The following is a 24,123-nucleotide window of genomic DNA, read 5'->3' as shown; positions in this document are numbered from 1 at the left end:
AGGCAGGGCAAGACATTTTAATAGGCAGGGGCTGCAATCCAAGCAAAATCATGGTGCCAAGCCCGAGTGGTACTGTTAACCAGTTGGCAATAAAACCGAAATCGATCATGGCCTCAGAGATACGACCATTTGCGCCCTTAAACGAACATGTCGGACATTGACAGGCGTTGTAATGCTTGATGATGCACTCGAATCTCACAAAGGCTCCTCCCTGAATCATACAAGCTTATTTATCGGCAACTGTTACGGCAGCAACTGAGCTGCCCAAGAAATACCAATAACTTTCCCCTTTTCAGACCAAGCTACCCTAAAGCCAATAACAGTGCAAGCCAGCCTAAAGGACTAAAATTGTTGATTTTGTTGCCGATAAAACCACTTGAGCAAAGAAAAGGCTACCTTGGGTAGCCTTAGTCATTCACAGCTCACAGCCAAATGCTCACAGCGCTGCGATAGCCTCCTGGCACAATCTGGTAATTCTCGCCCAGTCGCCCTGCTCCATCGCTTCCACCGGGGCAATCCAGCTGCCACCAATACAATCGACATTCCCCAGCGCTAGGTAGTCTTTGTAGCTGCTCGGAGTGATCCCGCCGGTTGGGCAGAAACGGACATCGGCCAGCGGGCCGCTGAAGGCTTTGAGTGCATTGACCCCGCCTGAAGCTTCTGCCGGGAAAAACTTGAAGTGGGTATAGCCCAGCCCCAGTCCCACCATGACTTCTGAGATACTGGCCACCCCAGGAATAAGTGGGATCTTACCGGCTTTACCCGCCTTGAGCAGTTCTACAGTTGCCCCCGGGGTGATGGCAAATTGAGCACCGGCCTCTGCCGCCTGCGCCAATTGTGCTTCATTCAGAATAGTTCCGGCGCCGACCAAGGCTTCCGGCACCTCGGCCGCAATCCGCCCTATGGCCTCGAGGGCACAATCGGTACGCAGGGTCACTTCCAGTACCCGAATGCCACCGGCAACCAGGGCCTTGGCCAAGGGCACCGCATGTTCAATCTTGTTGATAACCATTACCGGAATGATCGGGCTCAGTTGAAATATGTCCTGAGGTTGCAAGGACCAGTTATTCTCAAGCATCTACTTTATTCCTTAATGATTAGTAATAGTCATCTATGGCACTGGTACTGCGAGCACCGGTTTCAGGACTGCTGAGATTGGCCCGCAGCGCACTGAACAGCTCACGACCCATGCCGTAACGCACACTTCTCAATTCCACTTTCTCGGCATTTCTTGCGGCCAGTTGCTGCTCATCGACCAGCAGACTAAGTTCGCCCTTTTCGGCATCGACCCGCAGCAAATCGCCGCTGTGTACCTTGGCTATCATACCGCCATCTAGCGCTTCCGGCGTCAGATGGATAGCTGCAGGCACCTTACCTGAGGCTCCTGACATACGGCCATCGGTCACCAGGGCAACTTTAAAGCCCCTGTCCTGCAAGGTTCCGAGAATAGGGGTCAGCTTATGCAGCTCAGGCATGCCGTTGGCCTTGGGACCTTGCCCCTTGACCACCACCACGCAGTCCTTATCCAGTTGGCCACTGGTAAAGAGCTCATTGAGCTGGTTCTGATCGTCGATAACCACAGCCGGAGCTTCCACCACTCTGTGTTGCTCCTGCACCGCAGAAACCTTAATAACCGCCCGGCCCAGATTGCCCTTGAGCAGTTTGAGGCCGCCGTTGCTCTGAAATGGTTTGGCCACAGAGGTCAGTACTTCGCTGTCCAGACTTTCGGCCGGGCCATCCACCCAACTGAGCTCGCCATTGAGCAACTTGGGCTCCTTGGTGTAACGCTCAAGACCAAAGCCGGCCACTGTGTTGACGTCTTGATGCAGTAAACCGGCATCCAACAACTGCCGCACCAGATAAGCCATCCCACCGGCAGCATGGAAATGGTTGATGTCGGCATGGCCGTTGGGATAAACCCTGGCTAGCAGCGGCACCACATCCGACAGTTCGGAGAAATCGTCCCAGTTGACTATGATGCCGGCCGCACGGGCCGCCGCCACTATGTGCATGGTGAGATTGGTCGAGCCACCGGTGGCCAACAGAGCCACTATGCCGTTGACTATCGACTTTTCACAAACCAGTTCACCTATCGGGCTGTATTGGTTGCCAAGTTCGGTCAGACGACACACCTGTTTGGCGGCCGCCTTATTGAGCGCCTCACGCAAAGGGTCGTCCGGATTAACAAATGAGGAGCCGGGTAGCTGCAGTCCCATGACTTCCAGCATCAGCTGGTTACTGTTGGCCGTGCCGTAGAAAGTACAGGTACCCGCGCTGTGATAGGACTTGGATTCTGCTTCGAGCAAGGCAGTTCTATCGACCTTACCTTCGGCAAACTGCTGGCGAATACGGGCTTTTTCCTTGTTGGGGATCCCGGACTTCATCGGTCCCGCAGGCACAAACAACATAGGCAGATGACCAAAGCTCAGGGCGCCAATCAGTAGCCCAGGAACTATCTTGTCACAAATACCCAGCAACAAGGCACCATCAAACATATTGTGGGACAGGCCAACAGCGGTAGCCATGGCTATCACTTCACGACTCAGCAGACTGAGCTCCATCCCGGATTGGCCCTGGGTAACGCCGTCACACATGGCCGGCACACCGCCTGCCACCTGGGCAACGCTGCCCACTTCATTGCAGGCCTGTTTCAGCAATTCAGGATAGTGTTCATAGGGTTGGTGCGCCGACAGCATGTCATTGAATGCAGTCACTATGCCTATGTTGGCCTTGTTCAACTGGCGCAAGCTGTCTTTATCGGCAGGCTGACAAGCAGCAAACCCGTGGGCCAGATTGCCGCAACTCAAACTGCTGCGGTGCACGCCCTTGGCCCTGGCTTCGGCCAATGCCGCCAGGTACTTGCCCCTGTGGTCTTGGCTGCGGGCAATAATCCTGTCTGTTACGGCTTGAACTCTTGGGTGCATCTTGCCTCCTTAAGCGCTCCAGAACACATCGACCGGGGTCTTATGCTGCGCCAACACGGCACGGATCGGCATTTCCCTGGGATCGTCACTCTCGAGAGCTTGGTGATATACGGAAAGTTTGGTTTCGCCGACCAGATGCAGATAGATCTGGCGGCTGCCGAGCACGGCCTTACGGCTCAGGCTGATCCTGGCGTGAGGCGCATTGCCTGGATGTACGGCGCACAGCAATGCATCGGTTTCCAGCGCCTCGGTCAATTGTTCTTCGGGGGCGCAGGGAAACCAGGAGCAGGTATGACCATCATTGCCCATGCCCAACACGATCACATCAAAAGGCCGCGGAAAATTGGCCAACTGCTCTGAAGCCATACTCAAGCCCGCTTCCGGGGTGGCAAACATATTCTTCAGGCCTCGGAACTTGGCGCTGGCGGCGCGATTTTGCAGTAGATGCTCGCGTACCAGGCGCTCGTTGGAGTCCTGGTCTTCGGCATCCACCCAGCGCTCGTCGGCGAGCGTGATATAAACATCGCTCCAGTCGATCATCTTGTGGCTGAGCTCGGCAAACAGTTTCAGCGGCGTCGAGCCACCGGAAACCACCAGGCTGGCCTTGCCGCGGTTATCTATCGCGTTTTGCAGCGCGCCGGCAATACGCTCGGCCAACTGGGCTTCCAGCGCAGTTGGGGTGTCAAACGATTTAAATACGGTTTCTTTAATCATGCTATCTCCTTATTCATCCCAGGAGCGGCCGTCTTTGGTGATCAAGGCCACTGAGGCCACAGGCCCCCAGGTTCCGGCAGGATAAGGCTTGGGCTTTTCGTTGCTCATCTCCCAGGATTGAATAATGCCATCTACCCAGGTCCAGGCCTGCTCCACTTCGTCACGGCGTACAAACAATGCCTGATTCCCCAGCATGGCTTCGAGCAACAAACGTTCATAGGCATCGGCGATACGTTCGTTCTTGAAGGTGTCAGAGAAGCTCAAATCCAGCTTGGTGGTTTGCAGTCGCTGTTTCTGCTCAAGCCCGGGCACCTTGTTCATCATCTGGATCTCCACCCCTTCATGCGGTTGCAGACGAATGGTCAACTTATTGGGCGGCAGATTGCGATGGCTTGAACGATACAGGTTATGGGGTGGATTCTTGAAATAGATGACAATTTCAGAACTCTTGAACGGCATACGCTTACCGCTGCGCAGATAGAAAGGCACCCCGGCCCAACGCCAGTTATCGATATCGACACGCAAGGCAACAAAGGTCTCTGTGTTGGAATCCACGTTGGCACCCTCTTCCTCCAGATAACCGGGAACCGGTGACCCTTTGAGGAACCCGGCCGAATACTGGCCGCGCACAGTGTTTTCAAATACGTTGTCCTGATTGATGGGACGCAGTGACTTGAGCACCTTCACCTTCTCATCACGAATGCTGTCGGCATCCAGGTTCACAGGTGGGTCCATGGCAATCAAGGTTAGTACCTGCAACAGGTGGTTCTGGATCATGTCACGCATCTGGCCGGCTTTGTCGAAATAGCCCCAGCGTCCTTCAATGCCCACCTCTTCGGCCACAGTGATCTGTACATGATCTATGGTGCGGTTATCCCACTTGGAGGCAAACAGTGAATTGGCAAAACGCAACGCAATCAGGTTCTGTACTGTTTCTTTACCCAGATAGTGATCGATACGATAGACCTGACTTTCATTAAAGTAGGCAGAAACCTGGTCATTAATGACTCTGGATGACTGCAGATCTGAGCCTATGGGCTTTTCCAGCACTACTCGGGTATCGGGATGGATCAGTTGTTGTTCATGCAGACACCGGCAGATATCACCGAAGATGGCCGGAGGCGTAGCAAAATAGTTGACCATCACCCGCTTGGCAGGTTCGAGCAGTTGGTGGAAGGCTTTGTATCCTTCAGATTCGGTAAAATTAGTGCCGACGTAATGGCAACGTTCGAGGAAGCGGGAAAGCGTGGTGTCGCACAAGGGTTCTTTAACAAAGGTGCTCAGAGCCGTTTTAACCAGTTCGCGAAAATCTTCGGCAGAGAATTCATCTTTGGCAACACCTATGACCTTGGTGTCCCGATTGAGCAGGCCGGCCTTATCCAGCTGGTAAAGCGAAGGCAACAATTTGCGCCTTGCCAAGTCGCCCTTGGTACCAAAGAGTACAAAATCACAAGCTTTGGCCTCTGATGTTGTTTTGCCCATTGCTTAATGCTCTCCTTTTGTCGGTGGTGGTTCCGCTATGCGATGAAGAATTCCACACTTTTGTTGTAATATAACAACAGTATTTGTTAAATGCATCTATAATTTGCAAATAAAGCCATGAGGCCAGTCTAGGCAGGTTTGGCAATAATCTGGTATGCTTTTCCTGCTTAAAACCTTCTTATCTCGGAAGTTAGCCTGTTTTCATTCCGGTATATACAGGACTTACGTCAAGATTGGTTTGCACCCTACTTTGTAGTGCTCAGGCCTCAAAGAAATAATAAAATTACATAATTTCAACCCAGCGGACGTACGCGTATGAATACCCTAGAAAAGGTTCAAAAAAACCTCCCCCATTTCAGCAAGTCAGAACGCAAAGTAGCCGAAGTTATCCTGGCATCGCCCCAGACAGCTATTCATTCAAGCATAGCAACTCTGGCCAAGATGGCGGATGTCAGCGAGCCTACAGTCAACCGCTTCTGTCGTCGTTTGGATACCAAAGGTTTCCCGGATTTTAAATTACATCTGGCCCAAAGTCTCGCGAATGGTACCCCTTACGTCAGTCGTCACGTTGAGGAAGATGATACACCCGAATCTTACACCACCAAGATCTTCGAATCTTCCATGGCTTCTCTGGATACAGCACGCCAGAGCATAGATACCACGGCCATCAACAAGGCGGTAGACATACTGACTCAAGCGAAAAAGATCTCTTTCTTCGGTCTTGGTGCCTCCGCCTCTGTGGCACACGATGCCCAGAACAAGTTCTTCCGTTTTAATGTACCGGTTTTATGTTTCGATGATGTGTTGATGCAACGCATGAGCTGTATCAATAGTGATGAAGGCGATGTCGTGGTACTGATTTCCCACACAGGCCGTACTAAGTCATTGATCGATATAGCAAGGCTTGCCAGAGAAAACGGCGCGGCCGTGATTGGTATTACAGCGCGTCACTCGCCGCTGTCGCAGGAATGTACCCTGCCGGTTACCATGGAAGTGCCTGAAGACACTGATATGTACCTGCCTATGGCCTCTCGTTTGGCCCAGTTGGTGATTATTGATGTGCTGGCGACCGGATTTACCTTGCGCCGGGGGCCACGCTTCAGGGAAAGTCTAAAGCGGGTAAAAGAGGTATTGAAAGAATCCCGCATCGATAAGAGCGAGCCACTCTAATCCCCTTTCCCGTAAGCACCTGGGCAGTTACCAAAATTGGCAACTGCCCAAGCCCCGCCTAAAATTAGCCGTAACTCACAAAAATAAAACTTTGAGTTAGATCATTTTGTCTGTAAGTTTCCTACATATTGAGCCGTTGTCTGTTAATATAGCGTAAGATTTTTTTAAAACTTAAACGGAGTATATTATGTTCCGCAGAACCAAGATCGTTACCACGCTGGGCCCCGCCACAGATCGTGATGATAACCTGCGTCGTATCATAGCAGCAGGTGCCAACGTTGTTCGCCTCAACTTCTCCCACGGTTCCCCCGAAGATCACCTAAAACGCGCCAGCCAAGCCCGCAGCATTGCGAAAGAGCTTGGTGTACACGTTGCCATCCTCGGCGATCTCCAGGGGCCGAAAATCCGTGTTTCCACCTTCAAGGACAATAAGAAAGTCCAACTCAAGCTCGGCCAACCATTTATCCTGGATGCGGAGCTGGGTAAAGGCGAAGGCGACGAAACTCAAGTAGGTATCGATTACAAGGAACTGCCGGACGATGTGGTTGTCGGTGATATCCTGATGCTGGACGATGGCCGGGTACAACTGAAAGTCGAAAAGGTAGAAGGCCGTAAGGTACATACCAGCGTGACAGTTGCCGGCCCCCTATCCAACAACAAGGGGATCAACAAGAAAGGCGGAGGCCTGTCTGCCGCTGCGCTGACAGATAAAGACAAGCAGGACATTGTCACAGCGGCACAAATTCAGGTCGACTACCTGGCGGTATCCTTCCCTCGCAGCGGCGCCGATCTTAACTATGCCCGCGAACTGGCGCAAAAGGCCGGCAGCAATGCCCTGATAGTATCCAAGGTAGAGCGCGCCGAAGCCGTAGCTTCCGATGAAGCGATGGACGATGTAATCCTCGCCTCCGATGCCGTCATGGTAGCCCGCGGTGACCTGGGAGTAGAAATCGGCGATCCGGCTCTGGTTGCCGTACAGAAAAAGCTGATCAGCCGCTCGCGTCAACTCAATAAGGTAGTGATCACCGCGACCCAGATGATGGAGTCTATGATCAGCAGCCCTATGCCGACCCGCGCCGAAGTCATGGACGTGGCTAACGCCGTACTCGACGGTACAGACGCAGTGATGCTCTCGGCCGAGACCGCTGCCGGGGATTATCCGGAAGAAACGGTTCAGGCCATGGCCAGAGTTTGTCTTGGCGCCGAAGCGCATCCCAGTGTGCGGGTATCCAAGCACCGCCTGGATGAAAGCTTCAGCTCCATAGAAGAAACCATAGCGCTGTCTACCATGTATGCCGCCAACCATTTGCAGGGTGTTAAGGCGATTATCGCCCTGACCGAATCCGGCGCAACGCCCAAGTTGATGTCACGGATAAGCTCAGCGCTGCCTATCTTCGCCCTCGCCCGTCATCAACCCACTTTGGCCAAGATGGCACTCTATCGGGGTGTCTATCCTGTAGAGTTTGACTCCACCGTTTATGCCGCCGATGAGCTGGCGAAAAAGGCCCTTGAAAGCCTCAAGGCCAAGGGATACCTGGAGAGTGGTGACATGGTACTCATGACCAAGGGTGATGCCATGGAAACCGTAGGCGGCACCAACACCTGCAAGGTGCTGATCGTCGCCTAATGGCTTGCCAATGACGCTAAGCTGATAACAAAACAGAAAAGGTACGCCGAGGCGTACCTTTTTAATTTCTGCTGCTTTCGTTGCTGTTTCAGGCTTGGTGATTTTGTTTACATCAGAGCTAAGCCTACCCGGGACAGGCTTACCAAACTGAAATTCACATACCAATCAATCTCAATTAAAGAGTTTCAAAATCATCGACATTGATTGCCGCCAAGCGCAGCTTATCGGCCTCAAGCAACTGCTCATACTCGGCTTTACTGATAACCTCAGCATCCAATGCCGCCTGATACAGAGATAGCGGTGCCAGTTTGGCAGGCAAACGGCCATCCTTTTGCGCCTTTCTCAGTTTGCCGTGCAGTTCACGGCACTGATATTGAGCCTTGAATGCCGCTTCTACCTCGGCAATACCACTGGTGTCACCGTCAAATTCAGGACAGAGGAAGGTCAGCCTGTCGCGGGCCGGACCAGGTTTTAGCATGCTCTTGACCAGCTCAATGGACTGGCTGTCTTTCGGGCCGTTGAAGTGGTTCCCCAGCGGGAATACCAGCACACGCATGACCCAGGCAACCGGACGATTGGGGAAGTTGGCTATCGCCTGCTCAAGCGCCTTGGCAGCCAGTTGCAATCGGGTATCCATCACATGTTTGACTATCGGCAGATCGTCAAACTGGCGGCCATTGTCTTCAAACAGTTTCAATGTGGCCGAGCCCAGATACAGCTGACTGAGCACATCACCGAGTCTGGCCGAAATCATCTCCTTGCGCTTGAGATCGCCGCCCAAAATAAGCATCGACAAGTCGGTCACCAGTGCCAGTGCCTTGGACAGACGGGCCATCTGCTTGTAATAGTCGCGGGTATCGCCACTCACGGGTGAGCGCTCAAAATAGCTACGGCTGAGGGCGTTGCCCAAAGAGCCAAAGGCGTTACGCAGCGCATAACCTATGTGGCCCATTAACAAAGAGTCGAAACGCTCCAGCGCTTCACTGTTGTCTTCCATGCCGGCAGCTTCCATCTCGGCCAGCACATAAGGATGACAGCGGGTCGCGCCCTGACCGAAGATCATCAAACTACGGGTCAGGATGTTGGCCCCTTCCACTGTGATGGAGATGGGGTTGGCCATATAACCATGAGCAAGATAGTTTTTTGGCCCCATCTGAATACCCTTGCCGGACTGAATATCCATGGCATCGTTCATCACCTGACGGCCAAGCTCTGTCATGTGATATTTGGCAATCGCGGTAACCACAGATGGTTTAACCTTGAGATCTATGCCTGTGGTTGTCAGACGACGGGCCGCTTCCAGCTGATAGGTGTTGGCAATGATCCTTGCCAACGCTTCCTGAACCCCTTCAAACTGACCTATGGCCATGCCGAACTGTTTACGCACGTAGCTGTAAGCGGTTGTCGTCTTGGTCGCCATATGCCCGGACGCCGTCGCCAGCGCCGGCAGTGAAATACCACGTCCTGCAGAGAGGCACTCCACCAGCATACGCCAGCCACGACCTGCGTATTGCGGGCCACCTATGATCCAATCCAGCGGAATAAACACCTCGTCCCCTTGAGTGGTACCATTCATAAAGGCCATATTAAGCGGATTGTGACGGCGACCAATTTTCACGCCGGGATGATCGGTTGGGATCAGGGCGCAGGTAATCCCCAGGTTAACCTTGTCCCCCAACAGCCCGTCTGGGTCGCGCATCTGAAATGCCAGTCCCAGTACTGTAGCCACAGGTGCCAGAGTGATGTAACGCTTGTTCCAGCTAAGCTTAAGCCCCAGAGTTTCCTCGCCCTGGAACTCACCGCGGCAGACTATCCCTTCATCGGGAATAGCACCGGCATCTGAGCCGGCTTCGGGGCCGGTCAGGGCAAAACAAGGGATCTCTTCCCCTTTGGCCAAGGCCGGCAACCAATGCTCTTTCTGCTCCTTGGTACCATAATGAGTCAGCAACTCACCCGGACCGAGTGAGTTGGGCACCATCACAGTCACGGCGGCGCTGACACTGCGGCTCGCCAACTTACTGACTATGGTGGAGTTGGCATAGGCTGAAAACTCACGGCCACCGTATTTTTTCGGGATGATCAGCGCGAAGAAGCCTTCTTTCTTGAAGTACTCCCACAGCTCAGGCGGTAAGTCCTTGCGGTTGTTGACTATGTCATAGTCATCGATCATCTTTAGCGCCGTCATCACCTGATGGTCGATAAAGTCTTTCTCATCGGCGCTCAGCGCCGGTTTACCATAGGCGTGCAGGCTTTCCCAGTTGGGTTTACCACGAAACAGCTCGGCTTCCCACCAGACATCACCGGCCTCCATCGCTTCACGCTCTGTATCCGAAAGTGGTGGTAACACCTTGCGAAAGAAGGCCAATATCGGCCGGGTCACAAACTGCAGGCGTATATTGCGCACAAAGAACAGTGCTATCAGGGCAACTATTATTAAGAGGATAATACTCATAACCAGACCTTTATTCTGCTTGAGAAACCAGCGGCACAGCCACACCGGCGGCCATGTAAGGGATCACCTTGCGGATCACTGCCTCAATATCATTATGTTCACCGAAGTCGGCTTCGGCGATTTCATTGAGCGCATCGGCCGAGGCCATAGTGAAAACTATAGTTCCCAGGGTAAAGTGCAAGCGCCAGAACATCTCTGCCGGTGGAATGTGCGGTGCACTGCCGGAGACCGCCTGAACAAACTGATCCAGATGCTTGCCATAGTGGGTGGTAATAAACCAGCGCAAGTGCCCCTGGCTTTCGATGTAGCCACGACCAAGCAGTTGCAGGAAGATACTGGTTCCTTCGTTGCGAACTTTGTTAAGTTCAAGCAGCGGCCCCACCAGAGAGGAGAAAATGGCATCCAAAGAAGCCTGTTTATCCTGGCTGATAAGCTCATTGATGGCGTTTGACGCCGATGGCATAAACACGTCCAGATAACGTGCCAAAACCGCCCGAATGAGCTCTTTTTTGGAACCAAAATGGTAGTTTACAGATGCAAGATTCACTTCTGCTTTGCTGGTGATAAGCCTGAGGGAGGTTTCCGAAAACCCCCGCTCGGCAAACAGCTTCTCCGCGGCATCGAGAATTCTTGTCTTGGTATCAGATCGACTTGCCATTCCGTGACCTTAGTTAATTTAAAACACTCGTTTAAATTAAACACTGGTTACACTTATGTCAAACGAAATCTCGGCTACGGTCAAGGCAGATAATCTGCCGTCCCAAACCGCTCAGCGAAAGCCTGCTCCTTTATGGTTGGTCTCGCGGGATTCAATCCGCTTGGCATCTGATTTAGGTAACATCACATAGAGGGCGCCATAGCCGCCATGTTCGCGCTGGGCGCTGTGAAAGGCCTGTACTTCATCCATCTGCGACAACCAGAAGTTAACGCAAGATTTAATAAGCCCAGGAAACGGCTTGCGATTCTGTCCTTTGCCGTGGATCACCAGCACGCAGCGATGGCCTAAAACCACCTGAGATTGAATGAAACCGAGCAAATAGTCTCTGGCTTGGCGCACCGACATGGCGTGAACATCCAGCTCGGCGGCTATCTTGTATTTACCGAGACGTAAATTCTTGAATACCGCCTCCTGGATCCCCTGCTGCTTGTAGCTGAGCATATCATCGGGTTTCACTCTGGGGATCAGCGCTAAATCCAAGGTCAGGCGCTGCAGATACTCATGGGCCTCGGCGGCGGCTTTGCGTGCCTGTTTTGACTCGCTGGAAAGAGGTTTCGCTCTGGTCAGGGCCTGCTGTTGCTGTTTGAGCGGCACCACATCGGCCATTTCTTGCATAAAAAGTGTCAGATCATCTGCTTTCATGATGCGACGCCTCCAACTTATGACGAGGTTTACACACTTTGTAAAGAAATCAATCTTCTGTTACCAAGGGGCTTCTATTATAGTGAGGTCAGATGAGCCTGCTTAGATGATTTTAATGAAATTCTTAACCTTATTGCTCGTTTGCCTGATTTCTGTGCTTCAGCCCCTCAAGGCCGCCGAATTGCAGGATAAAGACCAAGCAGCCCTTAATCGTGTCTATGTCATGTTCAACCGGGCATTTAATGAACTTAACTCCGCCCCTTTGGAAAACATATACGCAGAGGATGCCACTTATATTCCTGAACAGCAAAGCCTTGCCATAGTTCAGGGACGTGAAAACGTACTCAAACTGTATCAAAAGTTCTTTGACCGCATCCGCCATAAACAAGCCAGAATAGATGTGGATTTTCGGGTCGTTCAGCGTCAGGCGCACGGCAAGAGCGCCACCGACATAGGCTATTATCTAGTGCGTTTTCACCCGCCGAAAGACACAGAAGAACCCATGAGCGAGTTTGCCGGTAAAATCGTTATCGTCAGCCACAAAGATAAAAAAGGTAACTGGTTAGTGGATGTTGATACCAGCAACCGCGCCGAGCCGGAGCATTATTTCAACGCCAAACCCCAACCTAACCTGTATTATGGCGAGCAATTTGCCCCTGTACCCCCTGCCAGCGATCTCCCATCCAGTGTTGAAATTGAAATCGTTCATGCCAAGTAATTAGCGGTACTTGAGAGTGCGCCCTGCAAATAGAAGGGCGCTATCGTTTTTGCTGCAATAACAATGACGGGTTACCTTATTCACTTATCTTGCTGAAGTTCACGACAAGTAAAAGGAATTATGAGTCAGATGACACCATTCAAACTGAACGATTGCAAATGGTTCGATAGCACCTTTACCGGCAAATACGCTAATCTGGATTTAGGGAGCGAAATCACTTTACCCATCTCTTTAAGCTTTTTCACCCTGCCCTGGAGAAAAGAGCTGCCGCTGCTTTTGAGCCTAGTTCCCGTTATTGCGCTAGCCACTCTGGTGGCGCCGTTTATAGGAAAGGTTCAGTTGCTGCTTCCTGCCTGCAGCGTCATCTGGTTTTTGATATATATCCAGGTACGTAAAGGCCGGATACTGACTCAGTTAGGCGTAAAAAGCAGTGCCAAAGACGAGCGGCAGATAAGGATAAACCAAACCCATATTTTTCTGCCTCAATATCTCACGGGAGCAACGACCGCTGTTGCCAAAGAAGATATCGCGAGTATGGTGTTCCACTGGGTGGGCTATCATGACAATCATCAGATTGAGCGAAAACGAGCTCACGCCATGACAGTTAAGCTGAAGAATGGCCTTGAGTACCGTCTCTCGGGTATGGCATATCCTTTAAGAAGCCTGCTTTACCTTACTATCTTCTTTGGTTACCCAGTAACACTGCTCCAAGTTTCCCCTCAAGCGGAACGCCTTATCCATTTTGCCGCCTTACTCGCAATCAGTGTACTCACACTCAATGTTGTCATGCTTTTTGTCATCAGTTGAGTGAAGTCAGGCACAGTGAACCAACGCCTTTTTAAAGTAATGACGCCCCATAAACTACTCAAAGCAGATCTGATGCCTGGCTTTATCAAAACCATCAGTAACAAGTTATCGTCTGTGTCGACAACGGATCCTGCCTCTGCGTGACTCTTGACACAAGAGTCACCTAAGAACTGAGTATCAAAGGCTTGCAGCAATATAAGAATAGCGAAAACGACGACGTCCCACAAAAACCATGCGGTTAACAATTCAGTGAAAGATACAAAGGAAAGTGTAAAGTTGAAGCGATTGCCTGCAGATATAAAAAAACCGCGCTTTCCTTACACTTCTTTAGGAGTGTAGGCTCGCGCGGTTGATTACTGTATCGCTCGGGTTACCCCGAAAAGCGATTAGCCGATAACAGAAACGTTTTCAGCTTGAGGACCTTTTTGGCCCTGAGTAACAGTGAAGGATACTTTCTGACCTTCGTCCAGAGTCTTGAAGCCGTCAGAGTTGATGGCGCGGAAGTGTACAAACACGTCTGGACCAGACTCTTGCTCGATGAAACCGAAACCTTTGTCAGAGTTGAACCACTTAACTACACCAGTTACTTGTGACATGATATAAATCCTGTAAATAAAACTATCTTTTAAGCCTTAACGGCGGTGGAGCTGAAAATGCCGGTATTACTTATGTTTACAGGACGAACTGGTCGTATTGAAGACATAAAAATAAGCCCAACTTTCAAGCTATGAAGACTATAAATCATTCTGGAGATAAGTCAACAAACTTAATTAACCCTTCTTAGTTTTTTTTACTTAAATTTCGAGTATTTGCCGTAACAAGTTGAAACCTATCTTATAGTTCTAGCTCTTATGTATTACGTTGGTAAATTTGAATGTGAAAATCCAGCTCACAACGCAATCCCTCAGCCTGCAGCTGCTGTTTCTGTTCGGCGCTGAGCTTCCAGGCATAGGGAGTCATTTCCAAAAAGTCATTGCAAAGCTGTCCGGCTGGCAGAACCAGCGGCCACTGCAGTCTCTCATCATGCAACAAACTAAAACCCGGTAGCGCTGCCTTGGTAAGCTCATGCTCTCTTGGCTCACTATAGATGATCTCTTTTAACTGAAAGTGATGTCTTGGGCCGGGGGATACACAGATGAAAATGCCGCCTGGCTTACACACCCGTGCCAATTCCTGCACTTTGGATGGTGCATAGATACGCAACATAAGATCAAAGGCTGCATCGGCAAAAGGCATGTCGTAGGCGCTGGCTACACAAAAGTGCATCTGTGGATGTGCCTTGGCGGCGTAGCGAATAGCCGTTCTGGAAATATCCAAACCATAGAGCTCGCCACCAACAGCCTGTTGCAAACGTTGGCTGTAGTAGCCCTCACCGCAACCCAGATCCAAAATGGAGGGGTGTGTCTTGCCATATTCCAGCGCCAGTTCGTTGACCCTGCTGCTGAGAGCCTGATAATAGCCGGCATTTAAAAAACTGCGCCTGGCCTGCATCATCTGCTTGTTGTCACCGGGATCGCGGGAGTTTTTCTTCTGCACCGGCAACAGGTTGATATAACCTTCTTTGGCTTGATCAAAGCTGTGGTTTTGGCTACAACGCCATTGTTTTCCGTCCTGTAGCAACTCGCTGCGGCACAGGGGACAAATATAAGTCATGCATTACTTCCATCAGAATCGGGCTTTGCAGCCCAAGTGATTTTACTCTTCGTCGGTCAACTGTCTGACCATGGCATTGAGCTCAGGTGATGACAGCAGCTCATAACACTCCAGCATACGCCTGAGTTTTTCTTCTGCGATATCTTGGTTGGCACTCAGGCGGTAACTTGGGCGTTCAAGTGACTGATTATAACATCGCAGCAGCCATTGGCGCTTCTGCACCAGGCCGGTAAGCAGGTGCCACACTTCATTGATCAGACCTTCGGGTAACTCAGTTCCCTGCGCTTGCTGGTAACATTCCAGCCGCTTCCTCGCCCGGGTGACTTCATTGAGCTGCAACGCCAGTTTTTCACTGCTGGCCTGATAATCTTGAGGTTCAGCCAAAGCTGCCTTGGCGAGAATGATCTCTCTTGGCTCCTGGGACAAACGTAAATCTTGTTCCAAAGGCAGTAGTTCGAATCTACTGGTTTGCAACGAACAGAGAAATGTCTGCCCAGGCCATAAATCGAGATTCACGCCTTGCCTCAGGGCAGCGATGCAACTTGAAGTACTGGTCCCAACTTCAAAGTAGAGTCTAAAGCCCTGACCTGCCGAGCGCGACACTCCATCCTTCCTGACTGCTTTCAAAGGTAGCAACTCTTGGGTCAGGAATGGCTGCAGCCTCAAAACAAACTGTCCCTGCGAAGCTTTGTCTTCTCCTTCAAGCATTACCCACTCGAGCAGTGGCGAGCGCAGCGCCTCCGACAACACAAAATCGCTGACACTATCAGGTAAGCTGAGGCACAACCTGGTCGGCATAGAAAGATTGACTATAGTGGGCGAACTGAAAAACTGACTATGCATCTGCATCCCTTCGGGTAATCCGAACCTCTTTGTCGTCCCTGCCGGCAGGCATATATTGTACTCAGAGGCCGTCGATTCACCAAGGGCGGCTTTTAACCGAAATAACTGTGATATGGGGTAAAATCCCATTTGCGGAAAAAAATGTTAAGATAAGCTTTTGTCTGAAGAGCAAAAGTCATCAGTATGAGTCAAGCCCAACCTCAGCCTTCCATATTCTGGCATGATTATGAAACATTCGGCGCCAATCCGGCGAAAGACAGACCGGCGCAGTTTGCCGGGATACGTACCGATCTGGAGCTGAACATTATTGGCGAGCCCGAGACCTTTTACTGCCAGATAGCCAGCGATTACCTGCCCTCACCCGAGGCGATTCTCATCACAGGGATCACGCCGCAACTGGCCAATGGCAAAGGGCTGCCGGAAACCGAATTTATGGGGCGGATCAATGCCCTGTTCAGCCAAGCCAATACCTGCGTCGCCGGTTATAACTCGCTACGATTTGATGATGAGGTCAGCCGCTACGGTTTTTATCGTAACTTTATCGATCCCTATGCCAGAGAGTGGCAACAAGGCAATTCCCGCTGGGATATTATTGATCTGGTTCGGGCCTGCTATGCCCTGCGCCCGGACGGGATCAACTGGCCAACCAAAGAGGACGGTTCTCCCAGCTTCAAGCTCGAACACCTGACCCAGGCCAACGGACTCGGCCATGAAAAGGCGCATGACGCCATGTCAGATGTTTACGCCACCATAGCCTTGGCCAAACTGATAAAAGAGAAACAACCAAGGCTGTTTGACTACTATTTCAAACTCAGACGCAAGCAGGCAGTTTCCGAACAAATCGATGTACTCAATATGCAACCTTTGGTGCATATCAGCTCCAAGATCCCGGCGACTCAGGGCTGTGCCACTCTCATTGCCCCTGTGGCCCATCATCCCGAGAACAAGAATGCCATTGTCTGCGTTAACCTGCATATGGATATCAGCCCGCTGATTGAACTGGATGTAGACAGCATTCGCGAGCGCCTCTATACGCCAAGAAGCGAATTGGCAGAAGATGAATTACCCATACCGGTCAAACAGGTTCATATCAATAAGTGCCCCTTTATTGCCACCGCCAAGACACTGACCGATGAAGCCGCCGCGCGGATTGGATTTGACAAGGCGTTTGCTCGCGAGCAGTACAAGCGTCTGCGCCAGCATCCACAGATCCGCACCAAGTTGGCAAGCCTGTTTGATACCCCGAGAGACAACCCGATTACCGATCCGGATCTTATGCTCTACAGCGGAGGATTCTTCTCTCCGGCGGATAAGGCCAAGATGGAGATGATCCGCCATACCGCCCCCGATAACCTGGCGGCGCTGGATCTCAGCTTTGACGATTCCAGGCTCAAGGAGATGTTGTTTCGCTACCGCGCCCGCAACTATCCCTCGACACTTACGGACAAAGAAACACTGCGCTGGCATGAGTTCTGTCAGCAAAGGCTTAACGATCCGGATTATGTCATTCGCTTGGAAAACCTACTGGAAGAAACTGCCGAAAATGAAAGTCACCAGCGACTTCTCAAGGCTCTGGTGCAATACTTACAGGCGCTTTAACGGGATTTTGCGAAGCCAGTCCCGTTTCAACTGTAACTTCCTGACTAAACTGGATAACCATTAGCTTAACATTTAACAAGGAATGGCCAATGCAAGACAGATTTGTAAACAGCCTGAACCAATTGCCCAAGGCACTTGCCGAACAATTGGTGCCACTGCTCAACGATGAGTTCGCCGGTCATCTGGATGCACAGCAGCTGAGTGAGTTAGCCAAAGTGAGCGGCCTTGGTGATGATGAGTTACTACTGGCACTCTTGCCTATTGCTGCAGCAATGGCCAATCCGCCAATCAGTGAATTCTATGTCGGCGCCATCGCCAAAGGCAAAAGCGGTGATATCTATATGGGCGCCAATATCGAGCTGCCGGGCGAGGCTCTGTGCCACTCGGTTCACGCTGAGCAAAGCGCCATCAGCCATGCCTGGCTGAGCGGTGAAAGCCAGATAGTCGATATCATAGTCAACGAGAGTCCCTGCGGTCACTGCCGTCAGTTTATGAATGAGTTGGTGGCTGGGCAAGAGATCCGCATTCACCTACCCAAGCAGCCTGCTGCGCCTTTGAGTCATTACCTGCCCTACGCCTTTGGTCCCAAAGATCTCAATGTCACCACGCCTTTGCTGAGTAAGCAACAGGTAAACCTGGCGCTTGAGAGCTCCGACCCCATGGTGATTGAAGCGTTGGATCATGCCAGCCTCAGTTATGCTCCATACAGCAAGAGCCATTGTGCCGTAGTACTGGAAACGGCTGATGGCGCCACCTTTTGTGGCCGTTACGCCGAAAACGCCGCCTTTAACCCATCCATGATGCCGATGCAGATGGCACTGTCGACCCTGCTGCGCCATAACCGCAGCTTCAGCGAAATCAAACGGGCCCTGCTGCTGGAATCAGCCGATGGCAAGATCTCCCTGGTGGGAGCCAGCATGGACGCCCTGCACGCAGTGGCGCCTGTAGAGCTGGAACATATAGTGGTCAGCCCCGAGCCCAACTGATACTTGGCTCACAATCCCCTGAAAGAACAGTGTTGACTGTTCTTTCGGCTGGGCTGAAAAAGAAACCGAGATTCAACAGCCCCAGAATCAGAAACTGACAATTATTTTTCATCGCTACGCCCTATAACCTCCGTTTTTATCTTCCCCATGATAAGCTTAAAATCTTCCTCATCCCGACATGCTGAGTCCGAGCTTGAGTTTCGCTGCCACTGAGTTAAACTGCCTGCCGTTTCAAGCTTATATAGAGGATACTTATGTTTGTTATTCGTTGGATCCTGGGACGGATCATTTTGCTGCTCAATTTTGTTTTCTCCCCCAAGAGTGTTAAACGTCAACCCGAACAGCAGGCGGATATCGATGAGCAATGTCGTAACCTTAGCCTGTACCAATATCCGGCCTGCCCTTTTTGTGTCAAGGTAAGACGCGCCATGAAGCGACAGAGCTTGAATATTGCGACTCTGGATGCCAAACAAGAGCCACACAGAAGTGAATTACAAAACCGAGGCGGAACCATGAAAGTTCCTTGTTTGAAAATAGAGCAAGCCGGTGAAGTCACTTGGATGTATGAGTCCAACGACATCATAGCTTATCTTGATCAGCGTTTCGGCTAACAGACCTCGGCCTACCAGCACCAAAGGTAGGCCATGCTTGTTGCAGCTGTTATTCCTGTGTATTGTCTTCAACTAGATAATTGCTAATCAGGGACTGAGAGAATGACAGCTGAACACACACCGCAGAGTATCGAGCCAGATTTGGCTCATCACCAACTATCCCCTGACGCCACAGCTCCGGCACAGACATCAATTCCAGAATCCAGCTATCCCATTTACGTCGGTTTTTGGGAGCGGCTTGCAGCAACCCTACTGGACTCTCTCATGCTGATGTGCATCACAGTGCCACTGACCCTCTATGTCTACGGCATCGACCCTATAATGACGGGCAATACCTTTATAAAAGGACCACTTGATCTGCTGATCAATTACCTATTGCCTATAGTTCTGGTCATCTTATTTTGGCGTTATAAGTCTGCGACTCCTGGAAAAATGGCGTTAAGAGCCGTCATAGTCGATGCCGAGACTTTACAAAAACCATCAACCGCCAGCTTGATAATACGATACCTGGGTTATATTCCCTCAACTCTATTATTCGGCCTGGGCTATATCTGGGTGGCCTTCGATCCACGTAAACAAAGCTGGCATGACAAACTGGCGGGTACCCTGGTGATCCGCGCCCCCAAGGATTAGAAACGCTCAATAAGGGGGATTGCAGTACCCACTGCCGCTATCTTTTTTGGCGCCAGAGATAAACCCGGTCCGAGTAATCGTAGAGCCACTCAGGCCGGTAAACCACCAACAGCGTCACTGCCATACCGTTAAGCAAGGCCTCAGGGAACCCCAGCAGCGGAATAAGCAACAGATAATTATCGACCAGATAAGCTGCGCCGTAATCCATATCAAACCATAGATAAACGGCCCATGCCAAGATATGACTCACCACAGAAAGACCTGCGTTGAAAAAACCTGCTACGAAAATAAAGACAAATAAATGCTTGGGTAATTTATGATAGCTCAAGCTATGTACTGTCAATGCCAGCAACAGTGGCAGACAAACGCCAAACAACATCATGGGCCCCAACACCCAGGGCTGATGATAGACAAACAGGCAAAAGAAACTCACCGGCAGCAGCATCAATATAGACGCCAAACGCCAACCAAACATCAGCATCAGGGTTACCAAGGCCAGAAAATGCACGTGAATACCTTCGGTTACGCTGGCATTGAGCAGCCAAAGGCCATTAATAGCCAAGGTGCAAAACAAGGCTCGCCACTGCAAGCTCTTGTCAGCCAACAGTTGCTGCCAGTCCCATTGAGGCCAAATCCAGGCAAACCAACCGATGAGCACAAGCAAATAGAGGATATCAGCCAGATCCGGCTGCCACTGGATTTGCTCCCAAAGATGTTGAAGATACTCGAACATATAATTGACCATCCGGTTATCAAACAAAGGCGGTAAACGACGAAGCTATGCTAACTTATCACGCCGTTAATGCAATTATGCTTATTCTGCAGTAAGTTAACGATAGTTTGTATCTCAAAAAAATAATAAGGATAACTGCCTCTACTTATGCGCACGCTTTTTCTGTCATTACTGCCCCTACTGCTTTGTAGCTGCAGCTCAAAACCCAACATAGATCCGGCCGATTTTGCCGGTGCCATCAAAGACAGTTTCCAGACAGATATCAAAACAGATGGCTTGAAACTCTTCACCTATAAGGCACGCTTGGTTGCGCCAGAAATAGACCACAATGACAGGGACAGAGCCCCCGCGCCCCGTACGGCAAAGGAAATGCGCCAACAACTGGCTATAAGAGAAGCCCGGCTTGCCGTCTTTGAACAACAGCTGGTTCTTGGGCTCAACAATACCCTCAAGATGAATCAATACTGCCAAGAAGGCTTCTACGAACTCAGCCGCGTGCTTCATTCCAGTTGGGGAGAAATCCGCGGTGAATGCCACGATGGCGCCAGTGAGATGGACAGGATCCGCTTCAACAACAAGTAATTTTTTTGAATATGAGCTTCAAATTTGCTAGTTTTGCCGCAGTTTACTGCTTTAGGTGCATTTGAGATGGAACCCACAGGAATTATTCAGGAGATAGAAGAGCCGATTAGCCGCAGCAGGGTAAATCGTCAGTTGTTGTTGGCCACCAGCCTATCTGCACTGGTCGCTATGGCGTTATTGCTGTTTGGCGATCAATATGCTCACCTTTGGCAGGATCAAAGTACACTGCAACTCAGTCTGTTTCGCCCTGGATTTTTGTTATTGATAGTCTCGGGGTTAATAGTGATCCCCACCAGCGTGATAGAGCTTATCAAAGCCGCCAAAACGCCGGAGCGGCCACTGATGTTGGATATGGCGCTGCTCAGTATAGGCGTCGCGGTTTCCATGAGCTATATCGGTGTCTTTATGACTCTATTCCTCTAAGAAAACCCCTTTCGCCACAGTATCAAAACCTGCGCCGAGGCAGGTTGAGCTTGTTGCCCGGCCGCCGGCAGGCTAAAATGCCTGCCCTTTGCCCATCCCAAGTGGGAAGTACCAGGAAATTTTTGCATGAACAAGCGACAAAAACTGACCAAAAAACTGGCCAAGCGTGCCAAAGCCCGGGAAAACAAGAAAGAGATCCCCAATGCAGGCCCCGCCAAGCAAGGTTACATCTCCAAGGCTGAGCGTGCCAAAATCGCTGCCGCCGAGGCCGAGCAGGCAAAAAACTGTACCGCTGAGCAGCCAGATGACGGCGCAGCTGCAAACACTACCGCCGCGACTCCCCAATCTGACAGCCTATAAAGCGTTTTCAAGCTCTTCTTTAATGCATCGCGTTAAGGCTTCTGCCGCTGGGGCAAGGTCACCTGGGCACTGGCTATCGGCTCCAACTCTTCGGTCATCTGCCCCATTTGGGCACAGGAAGATGACAGCGGACTACTGGAGGCCATGGAGAGCTCCTTATCATCAAGACTGTCAGCTTCGCGACCTTGCTGGCGGCCATTGGCAGCTACGCTGGCAACCAAACGATAAGCGGTGATCACCGCCAATACACCAAAGAGCACTGAACCCAGTGCCTGACCAATCAAGACCCCATATACCCCACCGAGCTCGGCTCCCAGATAAACAAATGGCAGTGTCCCGATAGTGGCCTTACCCACATTGAAGGCGGTCGAATACTTGGCCTTACCCAGATTGTTGAACGAGGCGTTGGCCACAAACAGCGCGCCGTTGAACAGGAAAAACAGCGCCATATACTGGCAGAAGAAACGTACCAGCTCGGCAGAATCCCCGCGCATGTCGAATGCCAATACCAAAGGCTCGCGCAGCAACCACAGCAGCAGCGACATCCCAAGCACATAGGCGATACAGAACTGCAGCGCCCTTGTCAGGCATTCGCTGAGCCTGTCATAAGCCCTGGCACCATAATTCTGCCCTATGATGGGTCCTATGGCGCCGGAAAGCGCAAAGATCATTCCAAAGGCCACAGGGGTCAAACGCCCAACGACGGCCCATCCGGCGACAAAGCTGTCACCAAAATCGGCAATCGCCCGGGTCACTACCGCATTGCCTATGGGGGTGGCCACATTGGTCATCATCGCCGGCCCGGCGATAGCAAAAATGGCGCGCAGATCGCCGCGAAAGCTCGCAAGTTCGAAACGGCTCCAAAGGCCGTGTTTGATGAACACGCCTCTTGCCGCGATCAGCAGTACAGTGAGGCGTGCCAATACCGAGGCGGTAGCCGCCCCTTCTATACCCATGGCAAACAGGAAAATAAAAATGGGGTCAAATACTGCATTGACCGCGCCGCCCGCCAGGGTCGATAGCATGGAGAGTCTGGCATCACCCACGGCGCGCAAAGCGCTGCCAAGCGCCATCGCCAAACAGATGATCGGCAAGGAAGGCACCAGAATATACAGATAATCGGCGGCAAGCTCAGCGGTATGTCCCTTGGCGCCCACCAGCGCCAGCAGTTCAGGGATTAAGGCCGTCACCACTATCGCCATCAGACTGGATACCAGCAGAGTTACCATGGCGGCATTCAGCAGCAAACGCTTGGCCCCTTCTGTGTCTCTTGCACCTACAGCGCGGGACACCAGGGCCCCCAACGCAATCGACAGGCCGATACCTATGGAAGTAGTGAAGAAAGAGATGGTACCGGCATAGCCCACGGCCGCTGCCAACTCCAGCTCTCCCAGCATGCTGAGGAAGAAAATATCCAGCAGGTCCACCACAAACAGTGCCGAGATCCCAACGGCCGCAGTAGAACTCATCACCAAAATGTGGCGTAGTATATTGCCTTCAACAAACTTAGCCTGAGTGACGGCTTGAGTGGCTGTCTTAACAGATGATTGGTTGTTTGACACCCTAATCCTTGTTTTCTTCCGGAGGTGGCTCCAGCTCACTGCCACAACGGTTACAGTAAAGAGCATGGTAGTCATGCCCGGTTTTCAAACAGTTGGCGCAGCGACGCAGATCGCGGTTACGGCCCATTTCCTGGGAAATTTCAGCGGTGAGGATCCCGGTGGGAATGGCGATTATCGAGTAACCCAAGAGCATGGTAAACGCTGCTATCGCCTGGCCGAGTTCCGTCTTGGGAGTGATATCACCGTAGCCTACTGTGGTAATGGTCACTATGGTCCAATAGACAGACTTGGGGATCGAGCTGAAGCCGTTGTCCGGGCCTTCGACCACATACATGATGGCGCTGAGCACCATAATGATAAGACTCACAGAGAAAAAGAAGATAAACACCTTGCGACTCGACTGCAGCATCGCCTTGAGCAGCAGGTTCCCTTCGCTCAAGTATCTGAGCAGCTTGAGTACCCGAAAAATTCTGAACAGCCGCAGAATACGGATCACCAGAGTAAAATTGGCCCCGGGGAAGAACAGCGCCAGATAACTGGGCAGGATACTGAGCAGATCCACGACGCCATAAAAACTGCGGGCATAACTCAAGCGATTGCTGGAACAATAGAGCCGCAGCAGATATTCCAGAGTGAACACCAAGGTAAAGGCCCATTCCAGTGCCAGTATGATGTGTCCGAAACGGGCATGGATATCGGCCACGGTATCGAGAAAAACCAGGGCAACACTGAGAATAATGCAGATGATCAAACTGATATCAAACCAGCGGCCGGCTGGCGTTTCCGTACCAAAGATGATTATCCTGAGCTTACGCTTGAGCTCCGGCTCCGAAGGCGTATCTGTCATCTTATGTTGATTCATGCGCTAAGCTTTCCTTACTGTC

24 protein-coding genes are annotated in these 24,123 nt (G+C 51.4%); 11 read left to right on the top strand and 13 right to left on the bottom strand.

Features of this window, described 5'->3' with window-relative positions:
* Nucleotides 1-436: 436 nt before the first annotated feature.
* The 4 genes from SIL79_RS15790 to zwf are packed head-to-tail and all read right to left on the bottom strand — an operon-like array spanning nt 437 to nt 5,120.
* Nucleotides 437-1,078, bottom strand: coding sequence for a bifunctional 4-hydroxy-2-oxoglutarate aldolase/2-dehydro-3-deoxy-phosphogluconate aldolase (locus SIL79_RS15790; RefSeq protein WP_039035455.1), 642 nt, complete (start codon nt 1,076-1,078; stop codon nt 437-439).
* A gap of 19 nt (nt 1,079-1,097) precedes the next feature.
* Nucleotides 1,098-2,924, bottom strand: coding sequence for a phosphogluconate dehydratase (gene edd, locus SIL79_RS15785; protein WP_144362169.1), 1,827 nt, complete (start codon nt 2,922-2,924; stop codon nt 1,098-1,100).
* A gap of 9 nt (nt 2,925-2,933) precedes the next feature.
* The gene (pgl, locus tag SIL79_RS15780; RefSeq protein WP_162206351.1) at nt 2,934-3,638 is read right to left on the bottom strand and encodes a 6-phosphogluconolactonase; all 705 of its coding nucleotides are present in this window, start codon (nt 3,636-3,638) and stop codon (nt 2,934-2,936) included.
* A gap of 9 nt (nt 3,639-3,647) precedes the next feature.
* Nucleotides 3,648-5,120 carry a glucose-6-phosphate dehydrogenase gene (gene zwf, locus SIL79_RS15775; RefSeq protein WP_071476884.1) on the bottom strand — a complete coding sequence of 491 codons (1,473 nt, stop codon included), beginning with the start codon at nt 5,118-5,120 and terminating at the stop codon, nt 3,648-3,650.
* Nucleotides 5,121-5,435: 315 nt separating this feature from the next.
* Between zwf and SIL79_RS15770 the strand changes: the two genes are divergently transcribed.
* Together SIL79_RS15770 and pyk are read left to right on the top strand one after the other, a co-directional pair.
* On the top strand, nt 5,436-6,290 hold the full coding sequence (locus SIL79_RS15770) for a MurR/RpiR family transcriptional regulator (protein WP_028781506.1): 855 nt from the start codon (nt 5,436-5,438) through the stop codon (nt 6,288-6,290).
* Between the two features lie 187 nt (nt 6,291-6,477).
* On the top strand, nt 6,478-7,917 hold the full coding sequence (gene pyk, locus SIL79_RS15765) for a pyruvate kinase (protein WP_039035459.1): 1,440 nt from the start codon (nt 6,478-6,480) through the stop codon (nt 7,915-7,917).
* 175 nt (nt 7,918-8,092) lie between these two features.
* Here the strand turns inward: pyk and SIL79_RS15760 are convergent, their stop codons facing one another.
* The 3 genes from SIL79_RS15760 to smrA form a co-directional block, all read right to left on the bottom strand.
* On the bottom strand, nt 8,093-10,369 hold the full coding sequence (locus SIL79_RS15760) for an acyl-CoA dehydrogenase (protein WP_144362168.1): 2,277 nt from the start codon (nt 10,367-10,369) through the stop codon (nt 8,093-8,095).
* 10 nt (nt 10,370-10,379) lie between these two features.
* On the bottom strand, nt 10,380-11,027 hold the full coding sequence (locus SIL79_RS15755) for a TetR/AcrR family transcriptional regulator (protein WP_039035461.1): 648 nt from the start codon (nt 11,025-11,027) through the stop codon (nt 10,380-10,382).
* 111 nt (nt 11,028-11,138) lie between these two features.
* The gene (gene smrA / locus SIL79_RS15750; RefSeq protein WP_039035462.1) at nt 11,139-11,729 is read right to left on the bottom strand and encodes a DNA endonuclease SmrA; all 591 of its coding nucleotides are present in this window, start codon (nt 11,727-11,729) and stop codon (nt 11,139-11,141) included.
* Between the two features lie 115 nt (nt 11,730-11,844).
* Between smrA and SIL79_RS15745 the strand changes: the two genes are divergently transcribed.
* Both SIL79_RS15745 and SIL79_RS15740 read left to right on the top strand, forming a co-directional pair.
* On the top strand, nt 11,845-12,447 hold the full coding sequence (locus SIL79_RS15745; protein ID WP_071476883.1) for a YybH family protein: 603 nt from the start codon (nt 11,845-11,847) through the stop codon (nt 12,445-12,447).
* A 129-nt stretch (nt 12,448-12,576) separates the two neighbouring features.
* Complete coding sequence (locus SIL79_RS15740; RefSeq protein WP_143078431.1) at nt 12,577-13,254, top strand: hypothetical protein; 678 nt, start codon at nt 12,577-12,579, stop codon at nt 13,252-13,254.
* A gap of 386 nt (nt 13,255-13,640) precedes the next feature.
* Here SIL79_RS15740 and SIL79_RS15735 read toward each other — a convergent pair whose 3' ends face one another.
* From SIL79_RS15735 to SIL79_RS15725, 3 genes are all read right to left on the bottom strand, one after another.
* Nucleotides 13,641-13,850, bottom strand: coding sequence for a cold-shock protein (locus SIL79_RS15735; RefSeq protein ID WP_025009607.1), 210 nt, complete (start codon nt 13,848-13,850; stop codon nt 13,641-13,643).
* A 253-nt stretch (nt 13,851-14,103) separates the two neighbouring features.
* A complete protein-coding gene (gene rlmA / locus SIL79_RS15730) occupies nt 14,104-14,907 on the bottom strand; it encodes a 23S rRNA (guanine(745)-N(1))-methyltransferase (protein WP_071476881.1) in 804 nt (267 codons plus the stop codon).
* 42 nt (nt 14,908-14,949) lie between these two features.
* On the bottom strand, nt 14,950-15,750 hold the full coding sequence (locus tag SIL79_RS15725; RefSeq protein ID WP_071476880.1) for a hypothetical protein: 801 nt from the start codon (nt 15,748-15,750) through the stop codon (nt 14,950-14,952).
* A 183-nt stretch (nt 15,751-15,933) separates the two neighbouring features.
* Here SIL79_RS15725 and sbcB point away from each other — a divergent pair, with 183 nt between their 5' ends.
* The 4 genes from sbcB to SIL79_RS15705 all read left to right on the top strand — a co-directional run bounded on the left by sbcB (nt 15,934) and on the right by SIL79_RS15705 (nt 19,579).
* Nucleotides 15,934-17,349 carry an exodeoxyribonuclease I gene (sbcB, locus tag SIL79_RS15720; protein ID WP_071476879.1) on the top strand — a complete coding sequence of 472 codons (1,416 nt, stop codon included), beginning with the start codon at nt 15,934-15,936 and terminating at the stop codon, nt 17,347-17,349.
* 89 nt (nt 17,350-17,438) lie between these two features.
* Entirely contained in the window at nt 17,439-18,335 is an 897-nt protein-coding gene (gene cdd / locus SIL79_RS15715) for a cytidine deaminase (protein WP_071476878.1), read from the top strand.
* Between the two features lie 254 nt (nt 18,336-18,589).
* Nucleotides 18,590-18,946: a glutaredoxin family protein gene (locus tag SIL79_RS15710; protein WP_039035469.1), complete on the top strand. Its 357-nt coding sequence runs from the start codon at nt 18,590-18,592 to the stop codon at nt 18,944-18,946.
* Between the two features lie 102 nt (nt 18,947-19,048).
* Nucleotides 19,049-19,579: an RDD family protein gene (locus SIL79_RS15705; protein WP_083399854.1), complete on the top strand. Its 531-nt coding sequence runs from the start codon at nt 19,049-19,051 to the stop codon at nt 19,577-19,579.
* A gap of 37 nt (nt 19,580-19,616) precedes the next feature.
* Here SIL79_RS15705 and SIL79_RS15700 read toward each other — a convergent pair whose 3' ends face one another.
* Nucleotides 19,617-20,312, bottom strand: a complete 696-nt coding sequence (locus SIL79_RS15700; protein WP_039035470.1) for an energy-coupling factor ABC transporter permease — start codon at nt 20,310-20,312, stop codon at nt 19,617-19,619.
* A 147-nt stretch (nt 20,313-20,459) separates the two neighbouring features.
* Here SIL79_RS15700 and SIL79_RS15695 point away from each other — a divergent pair, with 147 nt between their 5' ends.
* The 3 genes from SIL79_RS15695 to SIL79_RS15685 all read left to right on the top strand — a co-directional run bounded on the left by SIL79_RS15695 (nt 20,460) and on the right by SIL79_RS15685 (nt 21,677).
* The gene (locus SIL79_RS15695) at nt 20,460-20,894 is read left to right on the top strand and encodes a hypothetical protein (protein WP_071476877.1); all 435 of its coding nucleotides are present in this window, start codon (nt 20,460-20,462) and stop codon (nt 20,892-20,894) included.
* Between the two features lie 66 nt (nt 20,895-20,960).
* A complete protein-coding gene (locus tag SIL79_RS15690) occupies nt 20,961-21,317 on the top strand; it encodes a hypothetical protein (protein ID WP_071476876.1) in 357 nt (118 codons plus the stop codon).
* 126 nt (nt 21,318-21,443) lie between these two features.
* On the top strand, nt 21,444-21,677 hold the full coding sequence (locus SIL79_RS15685; RefSeq protein ID WP_071476875.1) for a DUF2986 domain-containing protein: 234 nt from the start codon (nt 21,444-21,446) through the stop codon (nt 21,675-21,677).
* Nucleotides 21,678-21,709: 32 nt separating this feature from the next.
* Here the strand turns inward: SIL79_RS15685 and SIL79_RS15680 are convergent, their stop codons facing one another.
* Entirely contained in the window at nt 21,710-23,146 is a 1,437-nt protein-coding gene (locus SIL79_RS15680) for an MATE family efflux transporter (RefSeq protein ID WP_071476894.1), read from the bottom strand.
* 94 nt (nt 23,147-23,240) lie between these two features.
* A complete protein-coding gene (locus SIL79_RS15675; RefSeq protein WP_404830118.1) occupies nt 23,241-24,101 on the bottom strand; it encodes an ion transporter in 861 nt (286 codons plus the stop codon).
* Between the last annotated feature and the right edge of the window lie 22 nt (nt 24,102-24,123).

Source organism: Shewanella indica, from assembly GCF_033842865.1.
GTDB classification, from domain to species: domain Bacteria; phylum Pseudomonadota; class Gammaproteobacteria; order Enterobacterales; family Shewanellaceae; genus Shewanella; species Shewanella indica.
Note: the sequence above shows the minus strand (reverse complement) of the source record. Positions and strands in the feature narration are given on the sequence as shown.